Source organism: Halorubrum aidingense JCM 13560 (genome assembly GCF_000336995.1).
Taxonomy (GTDB): domain Archaea; phylum Halobacteriota; class Halobacteria; order Halobacteriales; family Haloferacaceae; genus Halorubrum; species Halorubrum aidingense.
The window spans coordinates 20,731-46,735 of the sequence record NZ_AOJI01000012.1; the positions used below are offsets into that span (position 1 = coordinate 20,731).

At 69.5% G+C, this 26,005-nt stretch carries 22 protein-coding genes; 12 read left to right on the forward strand and 10 right to left on the reverse strand.

Features of this window, described 5'->3' with window-relative positions; all coding sequences use genetic code 11:
• The first annotated feature begins 56 nt into the window (after positions 1-56).
• From C461_RS01715 to C461_RS01720, 3 genes are all read left to right on the forward strand, one after another.
• Positions 57-1,307, forward strand: coding sequence for an ABC transporter substrate-binding protein (locus tag C461_RS01715; RefSeq protein WP_007998093.1), 1,251 nt, complete (start codon positions 57-59; stop codon positions 1,305-1,307).
• Positions 1,308-1,484, forward strand: a complete 177-nt coding sequence (locus C461_RS15735) for a hypothetical protein (protein ID WP_007998098.1) — start codon at positions 1,308-1,310, stop codon at positions 1,482-1,484. It abuts the gene before it with no gap.
• A gap of 210 nt (positions 1,485-1,694) precedes the next feature.
• Complete coding sequence (locus C461_RS01720) at positions 1,695-2,513, forward strand: FAD-dependent oxidoreductase (RefSeq protein WP_007998099.1); 819 nt, start codon at positions 1,695-1,697, stop codon at positions 2,511-2,513.
• A 35-nt stretch (positions 2,514-2,548) separates the two neighbouring features.
• Here C461_RS01720 and C461_RS01725 read toward each other — a convergent pair whose 3' ends face one another.
• Both C461_RS01725 and C461_RS01730 read right to left on the reverse strand, forming a co-directional pair.
• Positions 2,549-3,670: a TrmB family transcriptional regulator gene (locus C461_RS01725; RefSeq protein WP_007998101.1), complete on the reverse strand. Its 1,122-nt coding sequence runs from the start codon at positions 3,668-3,670 to the stop codon at positions 2,549-2,551.
• Positions 3,671-3,695: 25 nt separating this feature from the next.
• A complete protein-coding gene (locus C461_RS01730; RefSeq protein ID WP_007998103.1) occupies positions 3,696-5,984 on the reverse strand; it encodes an alpha-amylase family glycosyl hydrolase in 2,289 nt (762 codons plus the stop codon).
• 103 nt (positions 5,985-6,087) lie between these two features.
• Between C461_RS01730 and C461_RS01735 the strand changes: the two genes are divergently transcribed.
• Entirely contained in the window at positions 6,088-8,232 is a 2,145-nt protein-coding gene (locus C461_RS01735; protein WP_007998105.1) for a hypothetical protein, read from the forward strand.
• A 99-nt stretch (positions 8,233-8,331) separates the two neighbouring features.
• The gene (locus C461_RS01740; RefSeq protein ID WP_007998107.1) at positions 8,332-8,961 is read left to right on the forward strand and encodes a halocyanin domain-containing protein; all 630 of its coding nucleotides are present in this window, start codon (positions 8,332-8,334) and stop codon (positions 8,959-8,961) included.
• A 144-nt stretch (positions 8,962-9,105) separates the two neighbouring features.
• On the opposite strand, the gene C461_RS01745 is transcribed toward C461_RS01740, so the two are convergent.
• On the reverse strand, positions 9,106-10,155 hold the full coding sequence (locus C461_RS01745) for a glycosyltransferase (protein WP_007998109.1): 1,050 nt from the start codon (positions 10,153-10,155) through the stop codon (positions 9,106-9,108).
• A gap of 194 nt (positions 10,156-10,349) precedes the next feature.
• Between C461_RS01745 and C461_RS01750 the strand changes: the two genes are divergently transcribed.
• Both C461_RS01750 and C461_RS01755 read left to right on the forward strand, forming a co-directional pair.
• Complete coding sequence (locus tag C461_RS01750) at positions 10,350-12,215, forward strand: S9 family peptidase (RefSeq protein WP_007998110.1); 1,866 nt, start codon at positions 10,350-10,352, stop codon at positions 12,213-12,215.
• A gap of 163 nt (positions 12,216-12,378) precedes the next feature.
• Positions 12,379-12,840 carry a pyridoxamine 5'-phosphate oxidase family protein gene (locus tag C461_RS01755; RefSeq protein ID WP_007998112.1) on the forward strand — a complete coding sequence of 154 codons (462 nt, stop codon included), beginning with the start codon at positions 12,379-12,381 and terminating at the stop codon, positions 12,838-12,840.
• A gap of 57 nt (positions 12,841-12,897) precedes the next feature.
• Here the strand turns inward: C461_RS01755 and C461_RS01760 are convergent, their stop codons facing one another.
• The 4 genes from C461_RS01760 to C461_RS01775 form a co-directional block, all read right to left on the reverse strand.
• Positions 12,898-13,683 (reverse strand): aldo/keto reductase, encoded by a 786-nt coding sequence (locus C461_RS01760; RefSeq protein WP_007998114.1) that lies wholly within the window; start codon positions 13,681-13,683, stop codon positions 12,898-12,900.
• Between the two features lie 165 nt (positions 13,684-13,848).
• Positions 13,849-16,419, reverse strand: a complete 2,571-nt coding sequence (locus C461_RS01765; protein WP_007998116.1) for a heavy metal translocating P-type ATPase — start codon at positions 16,417-16,419, stop codon at positions 13,849-13,851.
• Positions 16,416-17,276: a sulfite exporter TauE/SafE family protein gene (locus C461_RS01770; RefSeq protein WP_007998117.1), complete on the reverse strand. Its 861-nt coding sequence runs from the start codon at positions 17,274-17,276 to the stop codon at positions 16,416-16,418. Before C461_RS01770 ends, C461_RS01765 begins: the two co-directional genes overlap by 4 nt.
• Positions 17,277-17,365: 89 nt before the next feature.
• On the reverse strand, positions 17,366-17,794 hold the full coding sequence (locus tag C461_RS01775) for a cupredoxin domain-containing protein (RefSeq protein WP_007998118.1): 429 nt from the start codon (positions 17,792-17,794) through the stop codon (positions 17,366-17,368).
• 250 nt (positions 17,795-18,044) lie between these two features.
• Between C461_RS01775 and C461_RS01780 the strand changes: the two genes are divergently transcribed.
• From C461_RS01780 to truD, 4 genes are all read left to right on the forward strand, one after another.
• Positions 18,045-18,842 (forward strand): bacteriorhodopsin, encoded by a 798-nt coding sequence (locus C461_RS01780; protein ID WP_007998119.1) that lies wholly within the window; start codon positions 18,045-18,047, stop codon positions 18,840-18,842.
• Positions 18,843-19,159: 317 nt separating this feature from the next.
• Positions 19,160-21,013 (forward strand): cation:proton antiporter domain-containing protein, encoded by a 1,854-nt coding sequence (locus C461_RS01785; RefSeq protein WP_007998120.1) that lies wholly within the window; start codon positions 19,160-19,162, stop codon positions 21,011-21,013.
• A gap of 138 nt (positions 21,014-21,151) precedes the next feature.
• A complete protein-coding gene (gene pth2 / locus C461_RS01790; RefSeq protein WP_007998121.1) occupies positions 21,152-21,490 on the forward strand; it encodes a peptidyl-tRNA hydrolase Pth2 in 339 nt (112 codons plus the stop codon).
• Positions 21,491-22,993, forward strand: coding sequence for a tRNA pseudouridine(13) synthase TruD (gene truD / locus C461_RS01795; protein ID WP_007998122.1), 1,503 nt, complete (start codon positions 21,491-21,493; stop codon positions 22,991-22,993). It begins immediately after the preceding gene.
• Between the two features lie 77 nt (positions 22,994-23,070).
• On the opposite strand, the gene C461_RS01800 is transcribed toward truD, so the two are convergent.
• On the reverse strand, positions 23,071-24,315 hold the full coding sequence (locus C461_RS01800) for an RNA-guided endonuclease InsQ/TnpB family protein (protein ID WP_007998123.1): 1,245 nt from the start codon (positions 24,313-24,315) through the stop codon (positions 23,071-23,073).
• 255 nt (positions 24,316-24,570) lie between these two features.
• Between C461_RS01800 and C461_RS01805 the strand changes: the two genes are divergently transcribed.
• Positions 24,571-25,125, forward strand: a complete 555-nt coding sequence (locus tag C461_RS01805; protein WP_007998124.1) for a GMP synthase subunit A — start codon at positions 24,571-24,573, stop codon at positions 25,123-25,125.
• A gap of 41 nt (positions 25,126-25,166) precedes the next feature.
• Here C461_RS01805 and C461_RS01810 read toward each other — a convergent pair whose 3' ends face one another.
• Both C461_RS01810 and C461_RS01815 read right to left on the reverse strand, forming a co-directional pair.
• The gene (locus C461_RS01810; RefSeq protein WP_049906204.1) at positions 25,167-25,592 is read right to left on the reverse strand and encodes a universal stress protein; all 426 of its coding nucleotides are present in this window, start codon (positions 25,590-25,592) and stop codon (positions 25,167-25,169) included.
• A 119-nt stretch (positions 25,593-25,711) separates the two neighbouring features.
• Positions 25,712-25,909 carry an HVO_0649 family zinc finger protein gene (locus tag C461_RS01815; protein WP_049906205.1) on the reverse strand — a complete coding sequence of 66 codons (198 nt, stop codon included), beginning with the start codon at positions 25,907-25,909 and terminating at the stop codon, positions 25,712-25,714.
• Positions 25,910-26,005: the final 96 nt, after the last annotated feature.

Below are 26,005 nucleotides of genomic sequence, written 5' to 3' on the forward strand. Positions count from 1 at the left end.
ATTTAGGTCGGCCTAAAGATCATAACGCCTATATTGGTTTAGGCTAGCCTAAAAGTATGGCCAGAGACGACGCGGTACACGGAACACCGACCCGCAGAGCGTTCGCGAAGTACGGTGGCACTGTCGCCCTCGGCGGTCTCCTCGCCGGGTGTACCGGCGGCGACGGCGCGGAATCAGACTCGTCCGACGGCGACACGACCGGGAACGGTTCGGCCGACGGCGGATCGGCCGACGCCTCTGAGGAGTCCCAGTCCGAAGACGACGCCGCCGCGAGCTACACGGCGTCGATCGCGCCGATGGGTGAGGTGACCTTCGAGTCGCCGCCGGAGACGGTGTTCACGCGGCTCACCCACCACGCGGACATGGCGTTCGCGCTCGGTCGCGGCGACGGGATCACGGCGATGCACGCGCCGGACTACTACGACGGGCTCTGGAACCAGTACGTCGAGCGCCTGCCGGGCGTCTCGCTCGACTGGTCGGGGCTCTACTCCTCGTGGGAGCCGGATAAGGAGAAGCTGTACGAGCTCGACAGCGATATCCACCTCGCGGACCCGGCGTGGGTGACGCAGGTCGAGGGGTGGGACCGATCGGACGTCGACGAGATCGCCACGAACGTCTCGCCGTGGTTCGGTAACTCCCTCAGCGACCGCCACCAGGAGCCCGCCGATGAGTGGGCCCACGGCTACGAGTACTACGGCCTGTGGGAGCAGTTCGAGCGCGTCGCCGAGGCGTTCGACGAGCGGGCGCGGTACGAGGCGCTCGCCGCGGTCCACGAGGACCTCCTCTCGACCATCGAGGACCGCCTCCCGCCGGAATCGGAGCGCCCGACCGCGGTTATGATCGCCGCCGCCGACATCGAGAGCATCTACGCGTACACCCTGAGTAACCCCGGCTTCCTCACGTCGCACACCCGCCCGCTCGGGCCGCGCGACGCGTTCGAGGGGAGCGTCGAGTCCGGTACGGTCGTCGATTTCGAGACCATACTCGAGGCCGACCCCGACGTGATCTTATACCTCGGCGGCATGGAGCCGGGAACGGACATGGCCGGGCGGCGGACCGCCTTCGAGGAGGACGCCGTCAGCTCGGAGATCACGGCGGTTCAGAACGACCGCATCCACCCGCAGGGCGCCCGGTACCAGGGGCCGATCCTCAACCTCTTTCAGCTGGAGATGACGGCGAAGCAGCTCTATCCCGACGCGTTCGGCGCGTGGCCGCGGTACGAGTCGGGACCGTACCCGGAGATCCCGGCGTCCGAGCAGCTGTTCGACCGCCAGCGCGTCGCGGACGTCATCAACGGAGACCTGTAGATGCGCGCCCGCGAGTGGGCGGTCGCGGCCGCCTTCGGCGACCCGGCGGAGTACGACGTGCCGGTCCTCCCGACGTGGCGGGTCGAGCGCGGTGACGACGGCGACCTCGCGTTCGCGTCAAGCGATCGCGACGAGCCGTTTATCACGGCGAAACGACCGGTTCGGGTGCGCCGATGACCGCGCGGCATCCCGGCCACGGGAGCACGGGAGCGGTCGGGAGCGAGTCGGAGCGGTCGGGAGCGAGTCGGAGCGGTCGGGAGCGAGTCGGAGCGGTCGGGAGAAATCCGGTGTAGACCGAAGCGACTACGACGGTTCGCGCGCGCCGACGAGCATGGCGACCGACCGCTCCGACTCGCGATACCGACGGTTCGAACGGAGGGCTGACCGATGAACGAGACCGAGACGCCGGGCGATTCCGAACGCGACGCGCACCGCCCGCGCGACGTGGTCGTCGTCGGCGGTGGCGTCGCCGGCCTCTCGGCGGCCGTCTTCACGGCCCGACAGGGGCTCGACACGCTCGTCGTCGATTCCGGTGACTCGCTCGTCCGACGGAACGCCCACCTGGAGAACTTCCCAGGCTTCCCCTTCGGCGTGAACGCCCGTCAGCTGCTCGACCTCCTCGGCGAGCAGGCCGAGAACGCCGGCGCGGAGCGGCTCGACGCGCGAGTCACACAGGTCGCGACCGTCGACGCCGGTGACGTCGGCGGCTCCGATCCGGACGGCGACGCCCGCTTCGCCGTCGAGACCGACGACGATCGCGGCTCCCGCAGTGACCCGATCCGGACGCGGTACGTCATCGCCGCGACGAAAAACGACGTCGAGTATCTCGAAGCCGTCGACGGGGTCGGCATCCTCGACCGCGGGAAGTCGTACGTCGACACCGACGAGCGCGGGCGGACCGGCGTCGACGGGCTGTACGCGGCCGGGCGGCTGGCGGAGAAGCCACACCAAGCGGCGGTGTGTGCGGGCCACGGCGCCGAGGTCGGGGTGACGCTCTTAGAGGAGGACGACCGCGGGTTCTACCACGACTGGGTCGCGCCCGAGGGGTATTTCACCGATCGCGGGCGGCAGGTGCCGCCGGGCTGTGAAGAGATCGACGAGGAAGAACGCCGCGAGCGCGAGGAAACGTCGCTCGCCGCGATGCGCGAGCGGTTCGCGGCCCCCCACCCCGATCCGCAGGAGACGCACCCGAGCGTCGAAGAGTGAGGCCGAGCAGCGCGCGAAACTGGCGGTGAGGTCCCCTACTCGTCGGCTTCGATCCGCACCAAGTCGGCCTCGACGTCCTCCACGAACGCGCCCTGTCCGCCCACGGTGACGGGTCCGTCGTCGGTCTCGACGACGAGCGAGTGCTGGACCGGGAACTCGTTGTTCGTCGGCTCGACCATCGCCTGCTTCGCCTCGACGACGCGGCCGGTGATCTCGACCTCCTCGCCGCTGTCGGTCCACCGCCCGCCGACGGTCACGCGCGGGACGACGTCGCTCCGGAGCTGCAGGGTCACCTGTAAGACGGTGTGCCGGAAGTTCGCGTACTCGACCGGCAGCGTCGCCGGCTCGGCGGTCGCGACCTCGGTCGCGGCGGGCCAGTAGTTGCCGAGGAAGGACCCGACGATGACGGGCGCGAGCTGCTCCTGCGCGAAGACGATCGCCTGCCGGTCGGTGCTGGACCGGCGCAGCAGTTCGGGGGGCGCGACGACGCCGGCGGCGGAGTCGACGGTGAGTAGCGTCGGCATCGCCTCGCTCCACGTTCGGACGACGCTCGCGACGCCGTCCAATCCGCTCGCGACGACGTTCGAGTCGGTCGCGTCGGTCTCGTCTTCGGCGTCCGCCTCCGTGCCTGAACCCGGCTCCGCGTCCGGTTTCGCGGCCGCGTCGGAGACGACGAGCAGCACGAGCACGCCGCGGTCGACCGCCTCCACGAGCGCGTCGCGCACCTCCGGAAGCTGTTTGGCCGTGATCGACAGGGTCACTTCCTCGGTCGCGTCGTCGAGCAGCGAGCGGATCCGCTTGATGACGGTGACGCGCGACTTGATCACCTCGAACTGCTCGGCCCGGCGCTCGACCCGCGAGAAGCGCTCCTCTAAGCCGGGTCGGATCGCGTCGACGTCCGACCGGAGCCGGTTGATGACCTCGTCCGGCGGGTTCGCGCGGATCGTCGTCGGCACGACGTGGTCGTTCACCTCGACGAAGCCGCGCTCCGCGAGCGACTCGCTCACGCTGTAGACGTAGCGTTTCGACACGCCGGCGGCGTCGGCGACGGTGCTCGCTTTCGCCTCGCCGTGTTCCAAGAGACTGAGGTAGGTGTCGACCTCCTTATCGGAGAGCCCGAAGCGGCGGAGGAGGTCGTTCAGCGTCCGATCGTCCATACCGAACAGAGCGCCCGGTGCCCACTTATATGGGTCGGAGGACGGCGACGGCGTCGATCTCGATCTCGGCGCCGACCGCGCGGCCGTCGAACAGATCGGTCTCGACTGCTTCCGGGACACGCACCGTCGCCGGTTCGTCCGCGAAGTTGACGACGACGAGGAGGGACTCGCCGGCCTCCGTCGTCCGGGTGTACGCGGTCACGCGGTCCGCTTCGCCGTCGACGACCGACACCGCGCTCGCGGCGCCGTCGAACGCCACCGCGCCCTCGCGCAGACAGGGCTCGCGCTCGCGGAGCGCGGCGAGCCGCCGGTGGAAGTCGGTCAGGTCGTTGTCGCCGTCGTGCCAGCGTACGGGTCCGCGGTACGTCTCGTTGCCGCGCTCCTGGCCGGCGTAGACCATCGGCGCGCCGGGGAGCGTGAAGGTGGCCGCGGCGGCAGCCTTGAGGGCGTCTCGTCCGTGCTCGGCGAGGTACCGCTCCTCGTCGTGGTTCTCGACGTAGCGCATCTGCACGCCCGGGTCGCCGAAGCCGAGCCACTCGGCCCGGGCGAACGCCCCGGCGATGGCGTCGGCGGGCACGTCGCCGGCCCCCACGTCGCCGAGGACCTCGTAGAGTGAGGTGTCGTAGTGGAGGTCGAACTCGCCCTCCCCGTAGAAGGGGTCGTGCGGCAGCGTCTCGTCGAGCAGCAGGAAGTCGTCCGGCACGCGCGCCGCGACCTCCTTCCAGAACCCGTGGGGGACGCCCCACGCCACGTCGGCGCGAAACCCGTCGACGACGGCGGCCCACTCGTCGACCACGTCGAGGAGCCACGCGCGCACGGTCGGGCTGTCGAAGTTGAGGTTGGGGATCCGCCGCCAGTTGAAGTAGTACTCCGGCATGTCGCCGTCGGCGAGCGCGGCCCAGTCGGTACCCGTCACGTCGAAGGCGGCGTCGGCCCGGCGGTAGTGGTCGGCGTACTCGTCGACGCCCGCGGCGTGCAGCTGAAAGGCGGGGTGGTCGCGGGAGGTGTGGTTGATGACCAGATCGAATATCACCCGAACGCCGGCCTCGTGGCAGGCGTCGACGAGCGACTCGAACGACTCGCGCGAGCCCAGATCCGCGGCCGTGTCGTAGTAGTCGGTGACGTGGTAGCCGTGCTCGGTCGGCGAGGCCAGCACCGGCGTCAGCCAGAGGGCGTCGACGTCGAGGCTCTCCAGATAGGGGATTCGGCGCTCGATCTCGCGGAACGTGGTCGGGAGGGTGTCGCCCGCGAACGACCGGACGAACACCTCGTAGATCGTCGGCGAATCGCCCCACGCGGGCGGCGCGTGGGGGTCCGTCACCGCGATCGCGTCGCCGTCGCCTTCCCGCTCGATCCGGACCGTGTCCGCGGCACCGTACCGCTCCGCGTGCGGGACCGCGTGGACCCGGAGGCCGTGGTCGTCCGGAATCTCCGCGAGCGGCACGGCGAGGGTGTCGCCGTCCGCGAGCGACTCGACGCGAGCGACCGTCTCGGGATCCGCGTCGCGGTCGTCGACGAGGAACTCGACGGCGACGGGGTCGGGGTCTTCGTCGACGGGGTCGGAGTTTTCGGCGACGGGGTCGGGATCTCCGGTGACGTCTTCCGTGTCCCCGACGGCGCCGCTCTCGCCACCCGAGGCGCCCTCGGCGTCTGTCGAGGCGTCGAACGTCTCCCGAGAGGGCGGCGCCTCGACCTCGGCGGTGAGGACGACCGCCGGGCCGTCGCCGTCGTCCTCCGCCGCGACCCGCGCGTCGAGTGAGAGCCGCGGACGGCCCGGACCCGGCACCGTGACGGCGTCGCGGTGCTCGTTCCCCGGATCGTCGTTGGCGACGAAGCTGAACCCGTGACGGCCGGGCGGAACGCGCGTCTCGAAGACCCAGTCGTCGCCGTCGCGTTCGGGCCGGTCGCGCGCGAGCAGGCGGTCGTTGTGCGGCCACATGACGGAGACGCGGTCGACGTCCTCGAGGGGAAGGTCGGCGGCCGGGACGCGGAGCGTCGTCGCCCGTCGCTCGTCCGGGAAGGCGCGGACGCGCTGCCGGTGCGTGCCGTCGGGGGCGTCGAGCGTCAGGACGTAGGTCCCGGGCGCGTCCGGCCGGAGGTGGACCACCGGGTCGTCCGAGCGTCCGGTTTCGCCGGCGACGAGGACCGGGGCCTCGCCGGCAACGAGAGCCGGAGTCTCACCGCTTGTGGCGGCGCTATCGGCGGGCGCGTCGCGCAGCGTCCACTCGTAGGTCCCGTCGGGGTCGGGAGATCGAGGGGCCAACTCGACGCTCTCACCGACGCTCGTCGTCCGCGGCGGCCCGGGCTCGTGCATGTCCGTACCGAGCGTTCCGGCGGCTTGAGGGTTTCCGTACAGGAAAGAGGTGAAAAACAATTACACCAAAACTTCATACGCGGAGGGGTCGTGTATCCGCCTAATGCAACTCCGCGACGCGCTCGACGACTACAAGCGAACCGCCGGCCACGAGACCTGGTTCCCCGGCGAACGCCGGACCACCACCGGTCGGTTCTCCGGCGGTGAGGGGCGCCTCGTTCACGTCGATGCCGACGGCGAACTCCGCGACTTCGGCTACCCGCTGACCGGACGAACCGGATTGGTTCGCTCGCGACTCGGTCTCTCCGTCGGCGGCGACGTCACGTGGCTCGACGAGGTCCCCACCGAGCAGCGCTACGTCGGCGACACGACCCTGATCGAGACGGTTCACGAGACCGACGCGGCGACGGTGACTCGCCACGACGTCACTCTCGGCGACGCCCACGTCACTCGCGCGACGCTCGACGCCGGGGACGACGGCCACGCCAACCTCGATCCGGACGACTGCTCGCTCGTCGTGTACGCCCGGTTCGCGCCGGACGGCCGCGACGACCGGATCGGCCAGCTTCGGTACGAGGACGCCGTCGAGGTGTACCACGCGGACGAACACGACTTCCTCGCGAGCGACACCGGGTTCACCGACCTCCGCGGGCAGCTCCCGACGACGTTCCAGGAACTGCTCGACGACGCGCCGACCGACCTCCCCCGCGCCCGCGACGGCGACCGGTACGAGGAAGAGCGACTCTCCGGCGAAGTCATCGCTGACGCGCCGTTCGAGGACGGCGTCGCGACCGTCGGGTCGCTCCTGACCGACCGCGTCGAGACGACCCGCGAGGCCGCGCGCGCTAGCCTCGACGAGCGCTTCGCCGAACTCGACTCCGTCGAGGCCCTCAGGGCGGCCGCCGCCGAGACGACCCCGTCGGTCCCCGACGCCACGCCTGCGCGCGAGTCGGTCGCGGCCGACCTCCGGGTGCTCTCGCTGCTCTCGGCCGAATCCGGCCTGCGGATCGCCGGCCCGGACTTCGACCCGTACTACGTGCACTCCGGCGGCTACGGCTACACGTGGTTCCGCGACGACGCCGAGATATCGACCTTCCTGCTCGGCGCCGACGGGCGACTCGGGCTCGGACTCGACGACTGGCACGCCCGTTCGGCGACGATGTACGTCGCCACTCAGCGCCCGGACGGCTCGTGGCCCCACCGCGTGTGGCCCCGCGACGGCGCGCTCGCGCCGGGCTGGGCGAACGCCCGGATCGAAGACGGCCCCGACGTCGACTACCAGGCCGACCAGACCGGCAGCGTCATCGCGTACCTCGCGCAGGCGCGCGCCGAGGGCGTAGACGTCGCCGACCTCGACGCGACCCTCGTCGCCGCGCTCGCCGGGCTCGACGAGACGCTGGAGGCGGACGGTCGACCGGTCGTCTGTCAGAACGCCTGGGAGGACAGCGCCGGACGCTTCGCGCACACGACCGCGACGTTCCTCGAGGCGTACAGCGAACTCGCGCTCCACGGCGACGGGCTCGACGCGAGCGCGCTCGATGCGGACGGGGACGCGGATGCGCCCGGCGACGCCGTCGGCGTCGAGGGGCTCCCGGACGACCTCGCGGGACACGCCGCCGATCAGGCGACTCGCGTGTACGACGCGCTCGACGACCTGTGGGTCCCCGAGCGCGGCTGTTACGCACTCCGCGAGACGCCCCACGGCGACATCGACGACCGGCTCGACTCCTCGACGCTGTCGCTCGCGAGCGCGCACCGGTCGTACGACGCGCTCGGCCGGAGCGATTCGGGGGCCGGCGGCGCCGTCGACGCCGACCGGCTCGATCGGCTCGTCTCGCACGTCGAGGCGGTCGTCGACGGGCTGGCCCGCGAGACCGACGCCATCGCCGGACTGATCCGCTACGAGGGCGACGGCTGGCGCCAAGCCGGACAGGGCTCCGAGAAGGTGTGGACCGTGTCGACGGCGTGGGGGGCGAACGCCTGCGCCGAGCTCGCGGTCCTGCTCGACGCGCACGACGACCCGCGGGCGGCCCGGATGGCGGAGCGCGCCCGCGACCTCCTCGCGCACGTCTCGCCCGGCGGGTCGCTGTGCGAGCCGACGAGCTACCTGCCCGAGCAGTTCTTCAACGACGGGACGCCCGACAGCGCGACGCCCCTCGGCTGGCCTCACGCGATCCGGCTGGCGACGGTCGCGCTGCTCGACGACGCGGACCTGCTGTCGGCGGAGCCCGTCGCTGCCGACGACTGACCGAGCGCGACGAGGCCGACGGTCGATCGACCGCGTCGACCCGTCGCCGGCCGCGCTCGGATCAACATATTCACTACGGACCGTCACGAAGCCGGCTGTATGAGTACGGACGACGTCTCTCGGCGCACGTTCATGCGGACCGCCGGCGGTGCGGCCGCGGCTGCCGGAGCGGCGACGGCGACCGCTGGGACGGCGGCAGCACAGGAGGAACAGCCGGTCTGGCCGAGCGGGGCCAGCGGTGGGAACCTCGGGGAGTATCTGGACGCTCGCGGTGAGAGCGAGGTGACCGTCGAGGTCGGCGCCAACGACGACGGGCTCGCCTTTGCCCCGACCCTCCTGTGGGTCGACACGGGTACGACGATCACCTTCGAGTGGACCGGCAACGGCGGCGCACACAACGTGCAGAACGTCGAAGGCCCGGCCAGCCTCGAAAGCGGTGACCCGGTCGACGAGGAGGGGTACACCTACGAGTACGAGACGACCGAGGAAGACGTCGGTATCACGCACTACCACTGCGTGCCGCACGACGCGGTCGGGATGCACGGCGGCCTCGCCGTCGGCGAGGACATCGAGACCGAGTCGACCGGCGGCGGTGGCGGCAGCAACGCCGTCTTCGTCCCGCAGGGCGCCCGCGCGCTCGGGATCGCGACGTTCATCGCGATGATGAGCACGCTCGGGCTCGCGTTCGTCTTCATGAAGTACGGCGGGACGATCACTCAAGAGGAGTAGTCGGCCGCCGCGGCACGGAGCGTTTCTCACGCTCCAGAGCGTGTTACCCTGCCGAGCGATCCACACACCGCCGAGCGCTTTTATACTATTGAGGTGTCTCGCGACCGCGTCGAGACCGGTCCGCGCGGGTGGTCATTTTTAAGCTTACGTACCCTCGCTGAGGGCCCGATACACCTCGAGATGCCGGTCCAGCACCGCGTCGTGGTCGTACGTCGCGAAGTCGCGGTCGATCGTGCGCCGTTCGAACGCGTCGACCGCGACGAACTCGTCCGCGAGCTCGGCCGGGCTCGTGACGAGCCGCCCGCGCTCGCGCCCCTCGACGAGCTCGTGGGCGCTGGAGTCCGCCTGATACTCGACGAGCGCCACGCAGCCGCAGGCGAGCGCCCACAGCAGCTCCGTCGCGAACGTCTCCCACGTCGCCGTCGCGGCCACGATGTGCGTTCCTTTAAATAAGGACACCCGCTCGCGGCGCGACAGGTCGCCGAGAAACGACACCCGGTCGTCGATCCGGAGATCGCTCGCCATCGCTTCGAGCCGGGCGCGCTCGGGGCCGTCGCCGACGACGGCCGCCGTCCAGTCGCGCCCGCGGAGCTCCGCGAGCCCGAGGAGGAACGTCTCGACGTTGGCGTGGCGGTCCAGCCGACGCGCGTAGACGGCGTCGAACCGGTCGTCGACGGCGGCGTCCTCGACGAGGTCGAAGTCGATGCTCTCGGGGACGACTCGCACGTCGTCGCCGGCGGCGCCGTACTCGCGAACGCGCGTCTTGGTCGTTCGCGAGGGCGTCGTGACAGCGTCCGCGCTCCGCGCGAGCAGCCGGTACCGGCGGTGTGAGTCCGCGGGGTGGTCCCGCCACCAGTCGACGACGACGGGGACCCGCGAGAGCGTCCCGGCGACGGTCGCGGCGAGACCCGGAGTGGGCGGCGTGTTGACCGCGTGGACCGCGTCGGGCGAGAGCCGGCGGAGCGCGAGCGGGAGCCGCGCCGCGAACGACCCCGGTGCCGGCTCGGCGGTCACCGACAGATAGGTGATCCCGTTCTCCTCGAAGCGGTCGTGGTCGCCGCCCCACCAGCGGGCACAGAGCCACGTCACCTCGTGGCCGCGGTCGGCGAGGCCTTCGGCCACCCGTCGCGTTCGGGTCCGGGCCGGGGTGTCGCCGTGGCCGGGTGCGAAAAGCGAGACGAACGCGACGCGCATACGCCGACCGGACGACTGGGGCGAATAAAAAGACTCGGCATCGGCGCGGTGCGGCCCGCGGGACGCGGGGCTCGGCGAGCCGATCCGGCCTTGCCGACGTTCGGGTGCTCGTCCGGCGCGCCCGACGCTCAGGCGATCGTTTGACACCCACTGGCACCCGAAACGGTTTCACACCGCGGCGGGAACCACACCCCATGCACCGGTACGACATCGAGCGCTACCTCAACGTTCGCAGCGCCGGCGGCGCAGACCTTGGTCCCGACGGACGGCTCTCCTTCCTGTTGAACACGACCGGCACCGGACAGGTCTGGTCGCTCCGCGCGCCGCTCGGGTGGCCCGAACAGCACACGTTCTTCGAGGAGTCGGTCTCCTTCGTCGACTCCTCGCCGGAGCGCGCGGAGGCCGTCTTCGGCATGGACGAGGGCGGAAACGAGCGCGCACAGCTGTACCTGCTCAACTACGAGTCGGGCGAGATCACGGACCTCACCGCCCGCCCCGCGGCGAAACACCGGTGGGGCGGCTGGGACAGCGAGGGGGATCGCTTCGCGTTCGCCTCGAACCGCCGGGACGAGGCCGTCTTCGACGTGTACGTGCAGGACCGGGACGCGACCGGAAACGACGCCGAGCTGATCCACGAGGGAGACGGGTGGCTCTCCGTCGCCGGGTGGTCCCCGAGCGACGACCGGCTGATCGTCCACGAGGCGCACTCCTCGTTCGATCACGACCTGTACACCCTCGAACTGGCCTCCGGCGAACTGACCCACCATACGCCGCACGAGGGCAAGGTCCGCTACGGCAGCCCCGAGTGGGGCCCCGACGGCGAGGCGATCTACCTCGTCACCGACCGCGACAGCGACACGCTCCGGTTGGAGCGGCTCGACCTCTCGACCGGCGAGTTCTCCGTGGTCGCGTCCGGGGCGGGCGGGCGAGAGGACAACGAGGGGGAGGACGATTCCCCCGTGAAGCCCGGCGGCGACGACGGCTGGAACGTCGACGGCGTGGCGATCCACGAGGCGTCCCGCCGCGTGGTGTACTCGCGCAACGTTGACGGCTACACCGAGATCACGGTCGGCGAACTGGTCGAGCCCGACCGGATCGACCCGCTCCCGGACCCCGACCTCCCCGAGGGCGTCGCCGGCGGCGTGAGCTTCGGGCCGGACGGCGACCGCTTCGCGATCACCGCGGCCGGGAGCGCCCACAACGCGAACGCCTACGTGGTCGACGCGACGACCGGTGAGACCGAGCGCTGGACCGCCGCGTCGACCGCGGGCATCCCGCCGGACACGTTCGTCGACCCCGAACTCGTCCACTACCCGACGTTCGACGGCCGGGAGATCCCCGCGTTCTTCTCGGTCCCGGCGACGGAACCGCCCGAAGACGGCTACCCCGTGGTCGTCGACATCCACGGCGGTCCCGAGTCGCAGCGCCGGCCGTCCTTCGCCGCCGTCACGCAGTACCTCTTGAACAGCGGGTACGCCGTCTTCGAGCCGAACGTTCGCGGGTCGTCGGGGTACGGAAAGGCGTACTCCGCGCTCGACGACGTGGAGAAGCGGATGGACTCGGTCGCCGACATCCGGAACGGCGTCGAGTGGCTCCACGACCACCCCGAGGTGGACTCTGACCGCGTCGTCGCGATGGGCGGCTCCTACGGCGGGTTCATGGTGCTCGCGGCGCTGACCGAATACCCGGAGCTGTGGGCCGCCGGCGTCGACATCGTCGGCATCGCGAACTTCGTCACCTTCCTCGAAAACACCGGCGAGTGGCGCCGCGAGCTACGCGAGGCCGAGTACGGCTCGCTCGCGGACGACCGGGAGTTCCTCGAGTCGATCTCGCCGATCAACAACATCGAGGCGATCGAGTCGCCGCTGTTCGTGCTCCACGGCGAGAACGACCCGCGGGTGCCCGTGGGCGAGGCCGAACAGATCGTCGAGAAGGCGCGCGAACAGGACGTGCCCGTCCGAAAGCTGATCTTCGACGACGAGGGGCACGGCTTCTCGAAGCTCGACAACCGAATCGAGGCGTACCGCGAGATCGTCGAATTCCTCGCCGAACACGTCTGAGGCGGGGATCCGACGCGAGCCGGAGAGCCGATCCGACGCGAGCCGGAGAGCCGATCCGATGCGATATCGGTGATCCCCCTCGTCGTCGCGCGCCGCGGCGGGACCTCCCCGGCGGGAGGGCGGGCCGCAGTAGCCTTATGACGAAAGACGATAACTAACTATCATGAGCATCGATGCGATCGCCGAGTCCACGGCGGCTTCGATGAGCGAGGGTCAGATGCGGGAGCTCCTCGAAGCGGAGGGCGTCGGAACGCTCGGCCTCCCGACCGGCGACCTCCCGTATCTCGTCCCGATCTCGTTCGGTTTCGACGGGGACGCGACGCTGTATTTCGTCTTCCTGCTGTTCGGAGCCGAGAGCCGAAAAGAGACGCTCGTGACCGAGGCGGGACGGGGTCGGTTCCTCGTCTACCGCGCCGAGTCGATGTACGACTGGCAGAGCGTCTCGCTGACCGGCCGGATCACCGCCGTCGAAGAGGGGGAGTGGGACGAGCTTCGGAGCGCGATGGAGAACGCGTGGCATCCGAACGTCTTCTCGTCCGCGCATCCGACGCGCGGCGTCCGCGGGTACAGCTTCGAGATCGACGAGTGGACCGGGCTCCAACAGCGGGACGTCGGCGGAAACTGACGGGGTCGACGACGCGCCGGTCTCGGTTCCCGACGGGGCGGACCCCGATCGGTCCGACTACCAGTCCGGGCCGAAGTCGGGGTCCACCTGCCGGTCGGTTCGCTCGATACCGTCAATCGCCTCGATGTCCTCGGCGTCGAGTTCGAGTCCGAGGCTCGCGAGGTTGTCGGCGATGTGGTCCTCGCCGGTCGCCTTCGGGATGGCGGTGACGCCCTTCTCGCGGAGCCACGCGAGGCTCACCTGCGCCGCGCTGACGCCGTGTTTCTCGGCGACGTCGGTGACCACCGGGTCGTCGAGGACCTTCCCGCGGGCCAGCGGCGAGTAAGCGACGAGTTCGACGTCGTTGGCGGCGGCGTACTCGCGCAGCTCCTCCTGACGGAGCAGCGGGTGCATCTCGACTTGGTTCGCGAACGGCGCCTCGCCGAGCGCGTCGGTCGCGGCGTCGAGGTGCGCCGGCTCGAAGTTGGAGACGCCGATCCGGTCGACGAGCCCCTCGTCGCGAAGCTCGGCGAACGCCGGCAGCGTCTCGGCGGGGTCGTACTCGCCGGCCGGCCAGTGGACGTACATGAGGTCGACGTAGTCGGTGCCGAGCTTGTCGAGGCTCTCGCGGGTGGACTCGATCACGTCCTCGGGCGCGAGCTGGTCGATCCACACCTTCGAGGCGAGAAACACGTCGTCGCGGTCAACGTCGGCCGCGGCGAGCCCGTCGCCGACGGCGGCCTCGTTGCCGTAGATCTGGGCCGTGTCGACGTGCCGGTAGCCCGCGTTCAGGGCGGTCGTCACCGACTCGGCACACTGCGCCGGGTCGTCGTTCTCCCACGTCCCGAGGCCGAGCACCGGCATCCCGTTTCGGGTCGGTACGTCGACGGACCGCTCTCGTCGTGACATGCCCGAACGTACTCGCGTGAGCGGAAAGTCCCTTGCGGTCGCGGCGGGCGTCCCCGCGAACCTCGCCCCCCGTCGCCCGCCTCGATCGGTCGCCGCGATCGCCCTCCCCGATCGCCCGATTCAGTCGTCCAGTAGCGCCCGCGAGGAGTTCGTCACGACGAGGAGGCTGGACAGGCCCATCGCGACCGCGGCGAACAGCGGATTGAGCAGCCCGGTCACCGCCAGCGGAATAGCGACCGCGTTGTACAGGAACGCCCAGCCGATGTTCCCCTTGACGCGCCGGCCGGCGGCCCGCGAGAGTTCGAAGACGGTCGCCACCGAGCCGAGGTCGTCGTCGACGATCGCCACGTCGGCGGCGTCGGCCGCCATCGCGGTCCCCCCGCCGAGCGCGACCCCGAGGTCGGCGGCCGCGAGCGCGGGCGCGTCGTTGGTCCCGTCGCCGACCATGACGGTGAGTCCGCTCGCTTTCAGCCGCTCGACCGTCTCCGCTTTCCCCTCCGGCGGGACGCCGGCGAAGACGGACGAGACCGCGTCGTGCTCGCGGAAGACGGTCGCGGCGCGCTCGTCGTCGCCCGTCAGGACGACCACGTCGACGCCCGAGTCGGCGAGCGCGGTGACCGTCTCCTCCCACCCCTCGCGCAGTTCGTCGCCGACCACCACGACGCCCTCGGCGGCCCCGTCGCGACCGACGGCGACCGGGACGCGCCCCACGTCGCGCGCCTCGGCGACCGTCTCGCGGATCGCGTCCGGCACGTCCCAGCCGCGCTCGTCGAAGAGGTCGGGGTGGCCGACGACGACCTCGACCCCGTCGACGACGCCGGAGACCCCGCGCGCGTGGCTCTCGAAGCGCTCGACGGAGAGCGGTTCTCGGTCGGCGTCGTCCGCGTCAGCGGCGGAGACGCCGCCGTCCGCGACCGCCGCCGGCGCGCCCTCGTCCGACTCGGTGCGCGCCTCGACCCGCGATTCGGCTCGCGCGGCCGCGATCGCCTGCCCGACGGGGTGTGCGGACCGCGCTTCGAGTGCGGCGGCGAGCCCGAGGAGGTCGGCGTCGACGTCGGCCTCGACGACCCGCATCTCGCCGGTCGTGAGCGTGCCCGTCTTGTCGAAGACGACGGTGTCGGCGTCGCGGAGCCGCTCGAAGACGGTGTCGTCGAAGATCACGATCGAGCGTTCGAGCGCGTCGCGGATCCCGGCGGCGACCGCGAGCGGGGTCGCGAGCCCGAGCGCGCACGGACACGAGACGATGAGCACGGTGAGCCCGACGAGCATCGCCTCCGTCACGCCGTTGCCGAGCGCGAGGTTGGCGGCGGCGGCGAGGACGGCGATGACGAGCACGGCCGGGACGAAGATCGTCGCGAGCCGGTCGGCGAGCTTCTGGACCCCGTGGTTCCCGCTCTGGAGGTCCCAGACCAGCTCTGCGACCCGGTCGAGACTGGAGGTCGCGTCCGGGCCGACCGCCACCGTCAGCGACCCGTCGGCGACGACGGAGCCGCCGACGACCGCGTCGCCCGGCGTCTTGCGGACCGGCATCGACTCGCCGGTGATCACCGACTCGTCGACCGCGGCGTCGCCGTCGACCGCCTCGCCGTCGACCGGGACGCGCTCGCCGGCGCGCACGAGGAGGCGGTCGTCCGGTTCGAGCGCGTCGATGGGGACGCTCTCGGCGTCGCCGTCTCCGACCAGCCGCCGGGCGCTGTCGACTTGCACCGCCGTCAGGTCCGAGAGCAGCTCCGTCGCCCGCTTTTTGATCGAGTCCTCGTAGTGGTTGCCGACGGTGACGATCACGATGATCGCCACGGTGACGTCGTAGTAGATCGACGGCGACTCGACGAAGATCACCGCGAGCGTGCTGTAGAGGTAGGCGCTGACCGCCGCGATGGCGACGAGCAGGTCCATGTTCGGCGAGCGCGTCCGCGCGCTGACGTACGCGCCCCTGAGGATCGGCTTGCCCGTGAACAGCAGGACGATGGTCGTGAGCACCGCGATGACGATGAAAAAGTACGTCCCGGAGGAGGAGGCCATCGCCCCGTTGAGGTACTCCAGCGTCCGCTCGTCGTAGAAGGGGAAGGCGAAGTACGTCGGGTAGATGATGACGATGTATTGGAGCATGATCGCCATCCCGACCATGACCCCCGCCGCGAGCCGCGCCGTCGCCATGTTGTCCGCCTGCCGGCGCGCGAAGGCGTCGTCGCGGGGGTACGCGCTGTACCCCAGCCCGCTCACGGCCTCGGAGAGGTCGTCTATCGAGACGTCGTTCGGGTCGTGGTCGATCCGAACCGTGTCCGTGACGTAGCTCGCGCTCGCGGCGCTGACGCCCTCGGTCCGGGTCGCGACCGTCTCGATGAACGCCTCGCAGGTCGCACAGTGCATCCCGTCCACTTCGAGGAACGTCGCCTCGTGGTCGGCGGGGACCGACGCGGCCTCGTCGCCTCCGCTCCCGCGTCCGCCCGCCCCGCTCTCGCTTTCGCCGCGCCCGCCGCTCCCGTTCCGCCGCGCCCGAACGTCGGCGGCGTCGACGTCGACGTCGCCGAGGGCGGCGTACACGTCTCGGCAGCCGGTACAGCAGAAGCGGTTGCCGTCGTCGTCGCTGACGTCGACGCCGGCGGTCGGGAGCTCACAGAGGGTGCAGGCGGGGGCGTCGTCGGTGGCGGCGTCGGAGGGGTCTCCGGCGTCGGCGGCGCCCACGATCACATCCCCCCGTGGCCGCCCGCGCCGGCGACGTCGAGCGGGTTCCAGAACGGCAGGCTCGGGTGCGGGACGTGGATCCCGACGGACATCAGCCCGTGCGCGAACAGGACGTAGCCGAGCGCGACGAACGCGACGCCGAGCAGTCGGTGGACCCGTCGGCGGTGGACCGCGTCGATGTGCTCGATGACGGTGCCGTAGAGGAACACTGCGGGCATCGTCCCGATTCCGAGCGCCGCGAGCGCGATCCCGCCGCTCACCGCCGAGCCGCTCGCGAACGCGTACAGGTACGCGGGATAGAGGATCGGACAGGGGAGCAGCCCGTGGACCGCCCCGAGCCCGACGATTCCGGGGCCGTTCGCGAGCCGGTCCACGTGGCCGGTCAGCCAGCCGGTGACGCGCTGGAGGCCCGGCAGGTGGACCCCGCCGGTCGCCCCGCCGAGGACGTAGCGGAGCCCGACGAGGATCACGAGCGCGCCGACGCCCAGTCCGACGACGCCGCGGACGGTCGTCGCCGCGCCGGTCAGCGTCGCCGTCGTGACGAGGACGAAGCCGCCGAGCGCGCCGAGCGCGGCCCCGATGAGCGTGTAGCTCGCGGCGCGGCCGAGGTTGAAGAGTGCGTGTTGGCGGACCTCGTAGGTCGTCAGGTGGCTCCCGCGGCGGTCGACGCCGCCGGTGGGGGTCGCACCGGCGCTCCCCGGCGACGTGTCGGTCCCGCCGTCGGTCCGCTCGCCGCCGCTACGCATTCGCCCGGCGTAGACGGTGACGAGAGGGCCGCACATACCGATGCAGTGGGCGCCCCCGAGCAGCCCGATGGCGAGGAACAACAGCACGTCCGTCCCGAAGAGCAGCGATACGTCCATGTGTCAGTCACCGGCGGTTAGGGTCGCGCGCGCTAATGGGTTTCGTCGGTCGGTCCGCGGCCGGTGTCCGTCTCGGCGGCACACGCCGCTCACTCCTCCACGATCACGGTCGCGTACATCCCGCCGAACTCGTGGGGGACACAGACGTACTCGTACTGGCCGGGGACGGTGAAGGTGTGCGAGAAGCGGTCGCCGGTCTCCAACGCGCCGCCGAACTCCTCGCTCCACGCTTCTCGGGCGGTGTCTTCGTCGCCGTAGCCGCCGGACGCGAAGTAGTCGGCCTCCTCGGGGATGCCGCCCTCGTAGGCCGTGACGGTGTGGGTGCGCGAGCTCGTGTTCTTCCAGACCACCGTGTCGCCGACGGAGACGGTCAACTCGTCCGGGCGGTATCCGTCGGCGACCATGCCGACGTCGTACTCCTCGTCGCCGAGGACGGTCGAACAGCCGGCGAGCGCGGTCGTTCCCCCGACCGCGGCCGCGGCGGTCCCGGCGCGTTCGAGGAACCGTCTGCGGTGCATACCCGTAGTCAGGGCTTCGGTCGTTTCAATATCGCGGTTGACCCCACCGGTCGAGAACGGACCCGGACGCCACCTGCGGAACGGCACGCGAATCGGGTCCCGGCCGTCGATTTCACAGCGGGCTCTGCCGTCCGTCGTTCGAGCCATACTCGTCAGGTTCAGTTGTTTACTCGACACACATCGTACACGTCGGTGTCGTATGATAGAAACAGCAGCGGCCGACCTACTGGCGCAAGGAGTCATCCTCGAAATGACCCAAGCTGAGGTGTATCAGGCGGTTCAAGACAATCAGCTCTTGAACGCCTCGTTCTGGGCCAACATCGCCCTCGCGGGGATATCGATCCTTCTGTTCGTCTACATGGGGCGGAACGTGGAGGACCCGCGTGCCCAACTGATCTTCGTCGCGACGCTGATGGTGCCGCTGGTGTCCATCTCCAGTTACACCGGTCTCGTGTCGGGGCTCACGATAAGTTTCCTCGAAATGCCGCCGGGGCACGCGCTCGCCGGACAAGAGGTGCTCACGATGTGGGGTCGGTACCTCACGTGGGCGCTGTCGACGCCGATGATCCTCCTCGCGCTCGGGCTGCTCGCGGGGACGAACGTGACCAAGCTGTTCACGGCCATCGTGGCAGACATCGGGATGTGTATCACCGGTCTCGCGGCCGCGCTCACCACGTCCTCCTACGCGCTCCGCTGGTTCTGGTACGTCATCAGCTGCGCGTTCTTCGTCGTCGTCCTCTACATCCTGCTCGTCGAGTGGTCGCAGGACGCTGAGGTCGCGGGGACCGCGGAGATCTTCAACACCCTGAAGATCCTCACCGTCGTCCTCTGGCTCGGCTACCCGATCTTCTGGGCGCTCGGCGCCGAGGGGATCGCGGTGCTCGACGTCGCCATCACGTCCTGGGCCTACAGCGGGATGGACATCGTCGCGAAATACATCTTCGCGTTCATCCTGCTGAACTGGGTCGCCAGCAACGAGGGCACGATCGCCGGCATGGCGTCCGGACTCGGGCCGGCGACCGGCGGCGCGGCTCCGGCGGACGACTGATCGTCCGTCCGGCGATCGACGGCTGATCGTCCGTTCGACGGCAGAGAATCTCGCCGGGTCGCCGTTTCACCCCGGTCGCCGTTTCACCGCTGTCCGGTCGCGTCCGCGAGACGGGACCGTCGCTCGTTCCCTAACGGAGACGTCACGGGACTCGCGATCCCTGTCGGTGTCGGCCACAGGACCCGCGGACCGTCGTCTCTCCTTTTTATACTGTCCTCTGATCGGGACCCGGGAACGGATGAACAATGCTACGCGTAGCCGACCCATACTGGACAGTAGTAGCCCTTTAGTAGCTTGTTTGTGTACAGTTGTGCACCGTGAGTGGAACACTGCCGATTATTACAGCGATCCTCGGCATCGGGATCGCGCTCCAGGTCATCTCGTCGCGGTTGCGCGTCCCGAGCGTTCTGTTCCTCATCGTCGTCGGGGTCCTGATGGGCCCCGAGGGATTCGGTTTCGTCACCGCCGAGACGTTCGGTGACGGGCTGACGACGGTCGTGGGGCTGTCGGTCGCGATCATCGTTTTCGACGGGGCGTTCGACCTCCGGAGAGCGAGGCTGGCGGACGCTCCTCGAACCATCGCGGGCGTCGTCACCCTCGGCGCGCTGATCATGTTCGGCGGAACGGCGCTCGCCGTCAGGCTGTTCGTCGCGGACGGCTGGGGCATCGCGCTTCTGATCGGTGCGCTTCTGATCGCGACCGGCCCGACCGTCATCACGCCGATCCTCGAAGTGGTCAACGTCCGCGAACACGTCGCGTCCACGCTGGAGGCGGAGGGCATCTTCAACGACGTCACCGCGGCCATCCTCGCCATCGTCGTGTTCGAGACGATGGTGCTCGCCGACAACGCGGCCGGGATCCCGGGCGGCTTCCTGACGCGACTCGTCGCCGGCGCCGGAGTCGGGATGGTCGTCGCGTTCGTCGTCTATCTGACGCTGACGAAACTGGACGCGCCCGGAGCGGACGCGAAGCGGATGGTCCGGCTCGTCACGCTCGGCGGGGCGTTCATCGCGTACGGGCTCGCCGAATCGATTGCGCCCGAGACCGGTGTCGCCGCGGCGGCCGCGGCCGGGATCGTCCTCGGGAACGTCGACGATCTCCCTCACCGCGAGGAGGTGTCGAACTTCGGACGCGACCTCACGCTCATCGCGCTGGCGTTTATTTTCATCTCGCTGGCCGCGCTGATCGACTTCGGTACCGTGCTCGGGCTCGGCCTCGGCGGGATCGGCGTCGTCGTCGTGGTGACGCTCGTTATCCGTCCGCTCGTGATGTTCGCGTTCGCCCGCGAGTCGGCGTTCACGCGGAACGAGCGGCTCTTTTTGAGCTCCGTCGGGCCGCGCGGGATCATCCCGGCGTCGGTGGCGACGCTGTTCGCGATCCAACTGCAGGACGCCGGCCAGTTCGACGCCGCCCAGACGCTCTCCGGGACCGTGTTCCTCGTCATCTTCATCACCGTGGTGTTGCAGGCGGGCCTCGCGAGACAGATCGCTGACGTCCTCGATGTGCAACCAATGAAAACTATCATCGTCGGCGGGGGCCGGGTCGGCCGGACGCTCGCCAAACGGCTGGAGAACAGAGGCGAAAACGTCGTGATCATCGATCGCGACCCCGCGGCGGTCGAGGAGCTACAGAAGGAGGAGCTACAGGCCGTCGAGGGCGACGGGACGAACGCGGACGCGCTCGCCGAACACGGCGCCGAGAGCGCGAAGCTGCTCATCGCGGCGACGCCCGACGACGACGCGAACCTCCTGGTCTCACAGCTCGCCCGCTCGAAGTTCGACATCGAGACCGTCATCGCGCGCGTGAACGACCCGGACAACGTCGACGCCTTCGAGACCCTGGACGTCCGCGCCATCGACGTCTCCTCGGCGATGGCGTGGTCGCTCGACAACGAGATCGAGCGCCCCACGCTGAGTCACTGGATGAACCAGCTCGGCGACGGCCACGACGCCCAAGAGGTGACTATCACCGCCGAGACGTTCGCCGGCAAGACGGTCAAACAGCTCGCCGCCGAAATCCCCAACAGCGTCCTGATCGCGGTGGTCGGCCGCGAGGACGAGACGTTCGTCCCGCACGGCGACACCGTCTTGGAGGCCGGCGATCGCGTGACGTTCCTCGGCGATATCGGCGACGTCGAGACGGCCATCAAACGTGCCCACCCGCACGACTGAGGGCCGGCGCGCCGCTGTCGGTTCTTCCGGGTCGTCACGTCGGTTCTTCCGGGTCGTCACGTCGGTTCTTCCGGGCCGTCACGCCGGCCGCCCCGGCGAGAGAACAGAGCTAAACCCGCGGCGGCGGTGGAAGAGGACATGAAACAGGCCATCGTCGCCCGCGCGGACATCGGTATGGGCGAGGGGAAGCTCGCGGCGCAGGTCGCACACGCCTCGCTGTCGGCGTACCAGGACGCCGGGCGCCGCGCCCGCAAGAAGTGGCAGGGAGCGGGCCAAAAGAAGATCGTCTTAAAAGGGAACTCCGAGAGCCAGCTGTTCGAGCTGGCCGACAAAGCCGACAAGGAGGGGCTCCCCTACGCGATCGTTCGCGACGCGGGACACACGCAACTGGAGCCGGGAACCGTCACCGCGCTCGCGATCGGCCCCGCCCGCGACGAGAGCGTCGACCGCGTGACCGGCGACCTCTCGCTGTACTAGATGTCCTCGCCACCCGACCTCCGCGAGGCGCACCCGATCGAGCGAGCGGTCGGTATCGACCACTACGTCAGCGTCGCCGACGGGATCGGCGGTCGCCTGCGCGAGTCGCCGGACGACTTCCGCGTCCGGGAGCTGGAGGCGTTCGAGCCCGAACCGATGGACGCCGACAGGGGGAGCTACCCCGAACTCGTCGTCCGCGTCACCCTCCGCGACTGGGACACGAACGACTTCGCGCGCCGGATCTCCGACGCGCTCGGTATCAGCCGCGAGCGCGTCTCGTGGGCCGGGACGAAGGACAAACGCGCCGTCACCACCCAGCTGTTCACCCTCCGCGAGGTCGACCCGGAAGACCTCCCCGCGATCCGCGGCGCCGAGATCGAGCCGCTCGGCCGTGCCGGTCGCGGGCTTTCGTTCGGTGACCTCGCCGGCAACGCCTTCGAGATCCGCGTCGCCGACGCGGTCAATGAGGCGCCCGCGCGCGTCGCCGACGTGGTCCGAGACCTGCGCTCGTTCGCGGGCGGGGCCGAGTCGGACGAGGAGCCCGTGCGCCCGGATGAGATACCCCCCGCAATCGTCGGCGTTCCGAACTACTTCGGCCAGCAGCGCTTCGGCAGCCGGCGGCCCGTCACCCACGTCGTCGGGCTCGCGATCGCCCGCAACGACCCCCGCGAGGCGGTCCGACTGTACGCGGGCAACCCCGCGGAGACCGAGCCCGACGACACCCGCGCCGCGCGCGACCGGGTCGACGCGGCGTTCGGGATCGGTCGCGCTGACGAGACCGGCACCGACGGGGACGAGTCGAACCCCGCCGGCGTCGAGGGCAGCGTCGACGGCACCGGCGACGGCGACTGGAACGCCTGCCTCGACGCGATCCCCGGGAAGCTCCGGTTCGAGCGCTCGATGGTCCACCGGCTCGCCGACCGCGACGTCGCCCCGGGTGCCCCCAGCGACCACGAGGACTGGTGGCACGCGCTGGAGGCCGTTCCGTCGAACCTCCAGCGGCTGTTCGTCAACGCGGCGCAGTCGTTCCTGTTCAACCGCATCGTGAGCGAGCGGCTGCGCCGCGGACTCCCCTTCGACCGGCCGGTCGCCGGCGACGTGGTGTGTTTCGCTGACGGCGACGCGCCGGACGAGCTGTACGCGCCGGACATGGACCGGACACAGCGGGTCGATGCGGATCGGGTGTCGATCGTCTCGCGACACTGCGCGCGGGGTCGGGCGTTCGTCACCGCGCCGCTCGTCGGGACGGAGACCGAACTCGGCGGCGGCGAACCCGGAGAAATCGAACGCGAGGTCCTCGACGCCGCGGGGATAGAACCCGCCGATTTCGAGCTTCCGGGCGAGTTCGACTCGTCGGGCACGCGGCGGGCCGTCTCGCTGCGGACCGACCTCGAGGTGACGTTCGAGGACGGGGATCCGCGGTTCGCGTTCGCGCTCCCGAGCGGATCGTACGCGACCGTGCTGCTCAGGGAGTTCCTCAAGAGCGAGCCGATCGACCTGTAAACTACCCTACCCTACTTCGCTCACCCCATACAGGGTTCGCTCGTTGAGGGTAGGGCTTTGATGTGGGCTCCCAGCAATCAGTCGCCAGCAATAGGCTGGTGACTCTTGCCGTTCAACGTCCCACCATTTACACGCACGTCTACTGGTGCGTCTCCGCTCCCCGACTTGGGCGAGGAACGGAGTCTGTGTTTCCGCTTTCGGGCATAGCGTAGCCCGATATTCTTCGCCGCGTTGTAATCCGCGTTGACCTCATAGCCGCATTTCTGGCACTCGAAGTGCTCTCCGTGGCGGTTCACTTCGTGCGTGAACCCACAACCCGTCCGAGAACAGCGCTGGGACGTATGGTTCGGCTCAACTTGCTTCACGGAGACGCCCTGCTCTGGTGCCTTGTACTCGACGTACTCGTACAGGCGTCGGAACGCCCAAATGTGGTGCCATTTCGCCTGCGGGAGACGCTTGCGGATGTCGGTTAACTCCTCGAACGCGATTACGTCGCAGTCGTGTTCGACGGCTTCCGAAACGATCTCATTGGCAACCGTGTGGATGTACTGCTTCCGCCACGCTTCTTCGCGCTTTCCGAGGCGAAGCAGGGCCTTGTGCGCGGCTTGCGTCCCACGCTGTTGCATCTCACCACGTCGCTTCTCGAATTCACGGCACCAGTGATCGTATTCGTCGCCCTGCCAGAACGTGCCGGTCGAAGCTACTGCGAGGCTGTTGACGCCGAGGTCGATACCAAGAACTGTTTGGTACTCGGCATCTTCCGAAACCTCGGACTCGTCGGTATCGTACTTTCGCGTCGTGATGTGGAAGTAGAACTCGTCAGTCGCCAGGTCGTATTGCAGTGTGCTCGCACGGAACTCGTAGTCCTCTGAGAGAACGTACTGTTCGTAGGGAGTCGGGCTATCCGCCGGAAGTTCAAAGTCGCACTCGACGCGCCCGTTGACGGTCGAGAGAGACACACGGTCGCGGTAGAACGTCGCGCTTCGCTTGTCGTAGACCATGCTCCACGACGTGAACTCCGGCTGGCTCACCCGCTTGCCCTGTTTCCACCGTTCGACGCATCCTTTCGTCGCTTGGACGGCACGACGGATAGCCTCTTGAACGAGGTTCGCAGTAAGATCAGTTTCCTCTCGCAGTTGTTCGTAGAGCGCGTCCCGTGCGGTCGAGTTCGCCGTAACGCAGTTGGCGTAGGAGTTGTCGTCCCAACAGAATTTAGCGGCACGATTCGCACAGTGAAGGAACTGTCGCGCGGATTCGTGGAGGTCGTCGTACCGCTCATCGGGAACGACGAGTTTGACTGGCGCGGTTCGACGTACCTCCATGTTTCAGATTACTACCCAACGGTACTTATACGCTGGGGAGTCAGGTAGCTACCGTCGTGCAGTTGCGTCTCCGTTGTCGGTTTCCTCTCCGACCTACTCGCTCGCTACTCTCGCTCCTTGAGGTCGGAGGCTCCACCTCGAGTTATGCTGATCGATCCGCGTTTGTGTATCGAACGCGACCGAAACAGCCTAAAAACACCACGATACTGCGTTTCGTTCCGAGCCGTTTTTGTGCGGGTGCCGTCAATCGGCGCCATGACTCGAATCGTCGTCATCGACCTCCACGGCCAGTTCACCCACCTCGAGCGCCGCGCGCTCCGCGATATCGGCGTCGACACCGAGATCGTCTCGGCGGACACGCCCGCCGACGAACTCGACGCCGACGGGATCGTCCTCTCGGGCGGCCCCGACATGGACCGCGTCGGCAACGCGCCCGACTACCTCGACTTGGACGTTCCCGTCTTCGGCATCTGTCTCGGAATGCAGCTCATCGCGCTCGAACGCGGCGGCGCGGTCGGCGGCGGCGACTACGGCGGCTACGCCGACGTCGACGTGGAGATCGTCGACGACGAGGATCCGCTCGTCGGCTCGCTCGCTCCCGAGACTCGCGTCTGGGCCTCCCATGCCGACGAGGTAAAGGAGCTGCCGGCGGGGTTCACCCACACCGCCACCTCCGACGTCTGCGGCATCGAGGCGATGTCGAACGTCGAGGCGGGGCTGTACGGCGTCCAGTGGCACCCCGAGGTCGCCCACACCGAACGCGGCGAGGAAGTGTTCGAGAACTTCGTGACGATCTGCGAGTCGGCCTAAGCCGCTCGTCCGTTTGCTCCCGCTCGCTCGGTCGCTCCCGCTCACTCCCGCGCCCGCGCCGTCAACACCGGCGGCTCGCTGTGTCTCACGACCCGCTCGGCGACCGACCCGGCCGCGAGAAACCGGCCGATCCCGGTCCGACCGTGGGTGCCCATCACGATCAGATCCGCGTCGTAGGCGGTCGCGGCGTCGAGGATCTCCTCGTGCGGGCGACCGCGCCGGAGGTGCTGTTCCACGTCGATCCCGCGCTTCGCGCCGGCCTCGGCGACGGCGTCGAGCGCACGTTCACCGCGCTCTTCCTCGCGTTCGACGACCGCGTCCCATCGGTCGGCGCCCGCGATCAGTTCGTCGACGACGAACAGCGCGTGGATCCGCGCGTCGGCCAGCTCGGCGAGCGAGACCGCGTGTGCGACGGCGGCGTCGCTCCCGGCGCTCCCGTCGGTCGGGTAGAGGATCTCGTCGTACATCGTGGCGCGATCCACGCGTCGATTCGTGTTAACGATTCGCAGCGACTGTGGGTCAACGCCGGGTCGACGCCGGGTCGACGCCGGGTCGACGCCGGGCCGACGCTCGGCCGACGCCCTCCTCACAGCCGATATCGTCGGACGCGCTCGGTCCCGCAGCTCGGACACGCCCACCGGTACTCGACGGCAGCACCCGACGTCACCGCCTCCCAGCCACCTCCCTCGTTGACGTATCCGCACTCTTCGCACACGTGGGGCCGTCCGTCGAGCCGCGCGCGGAGCCGATCGAACGCCGACATGCCGCCGTAGCTAGATGACATATGGTAACAGTACACAATCAATCGTGAAGTACGTACCGGTGGTCGGCGGTCTCCGTCGAAGCGAATCCGCTGTTCGCGGCGAGAGACGCCGGTCAC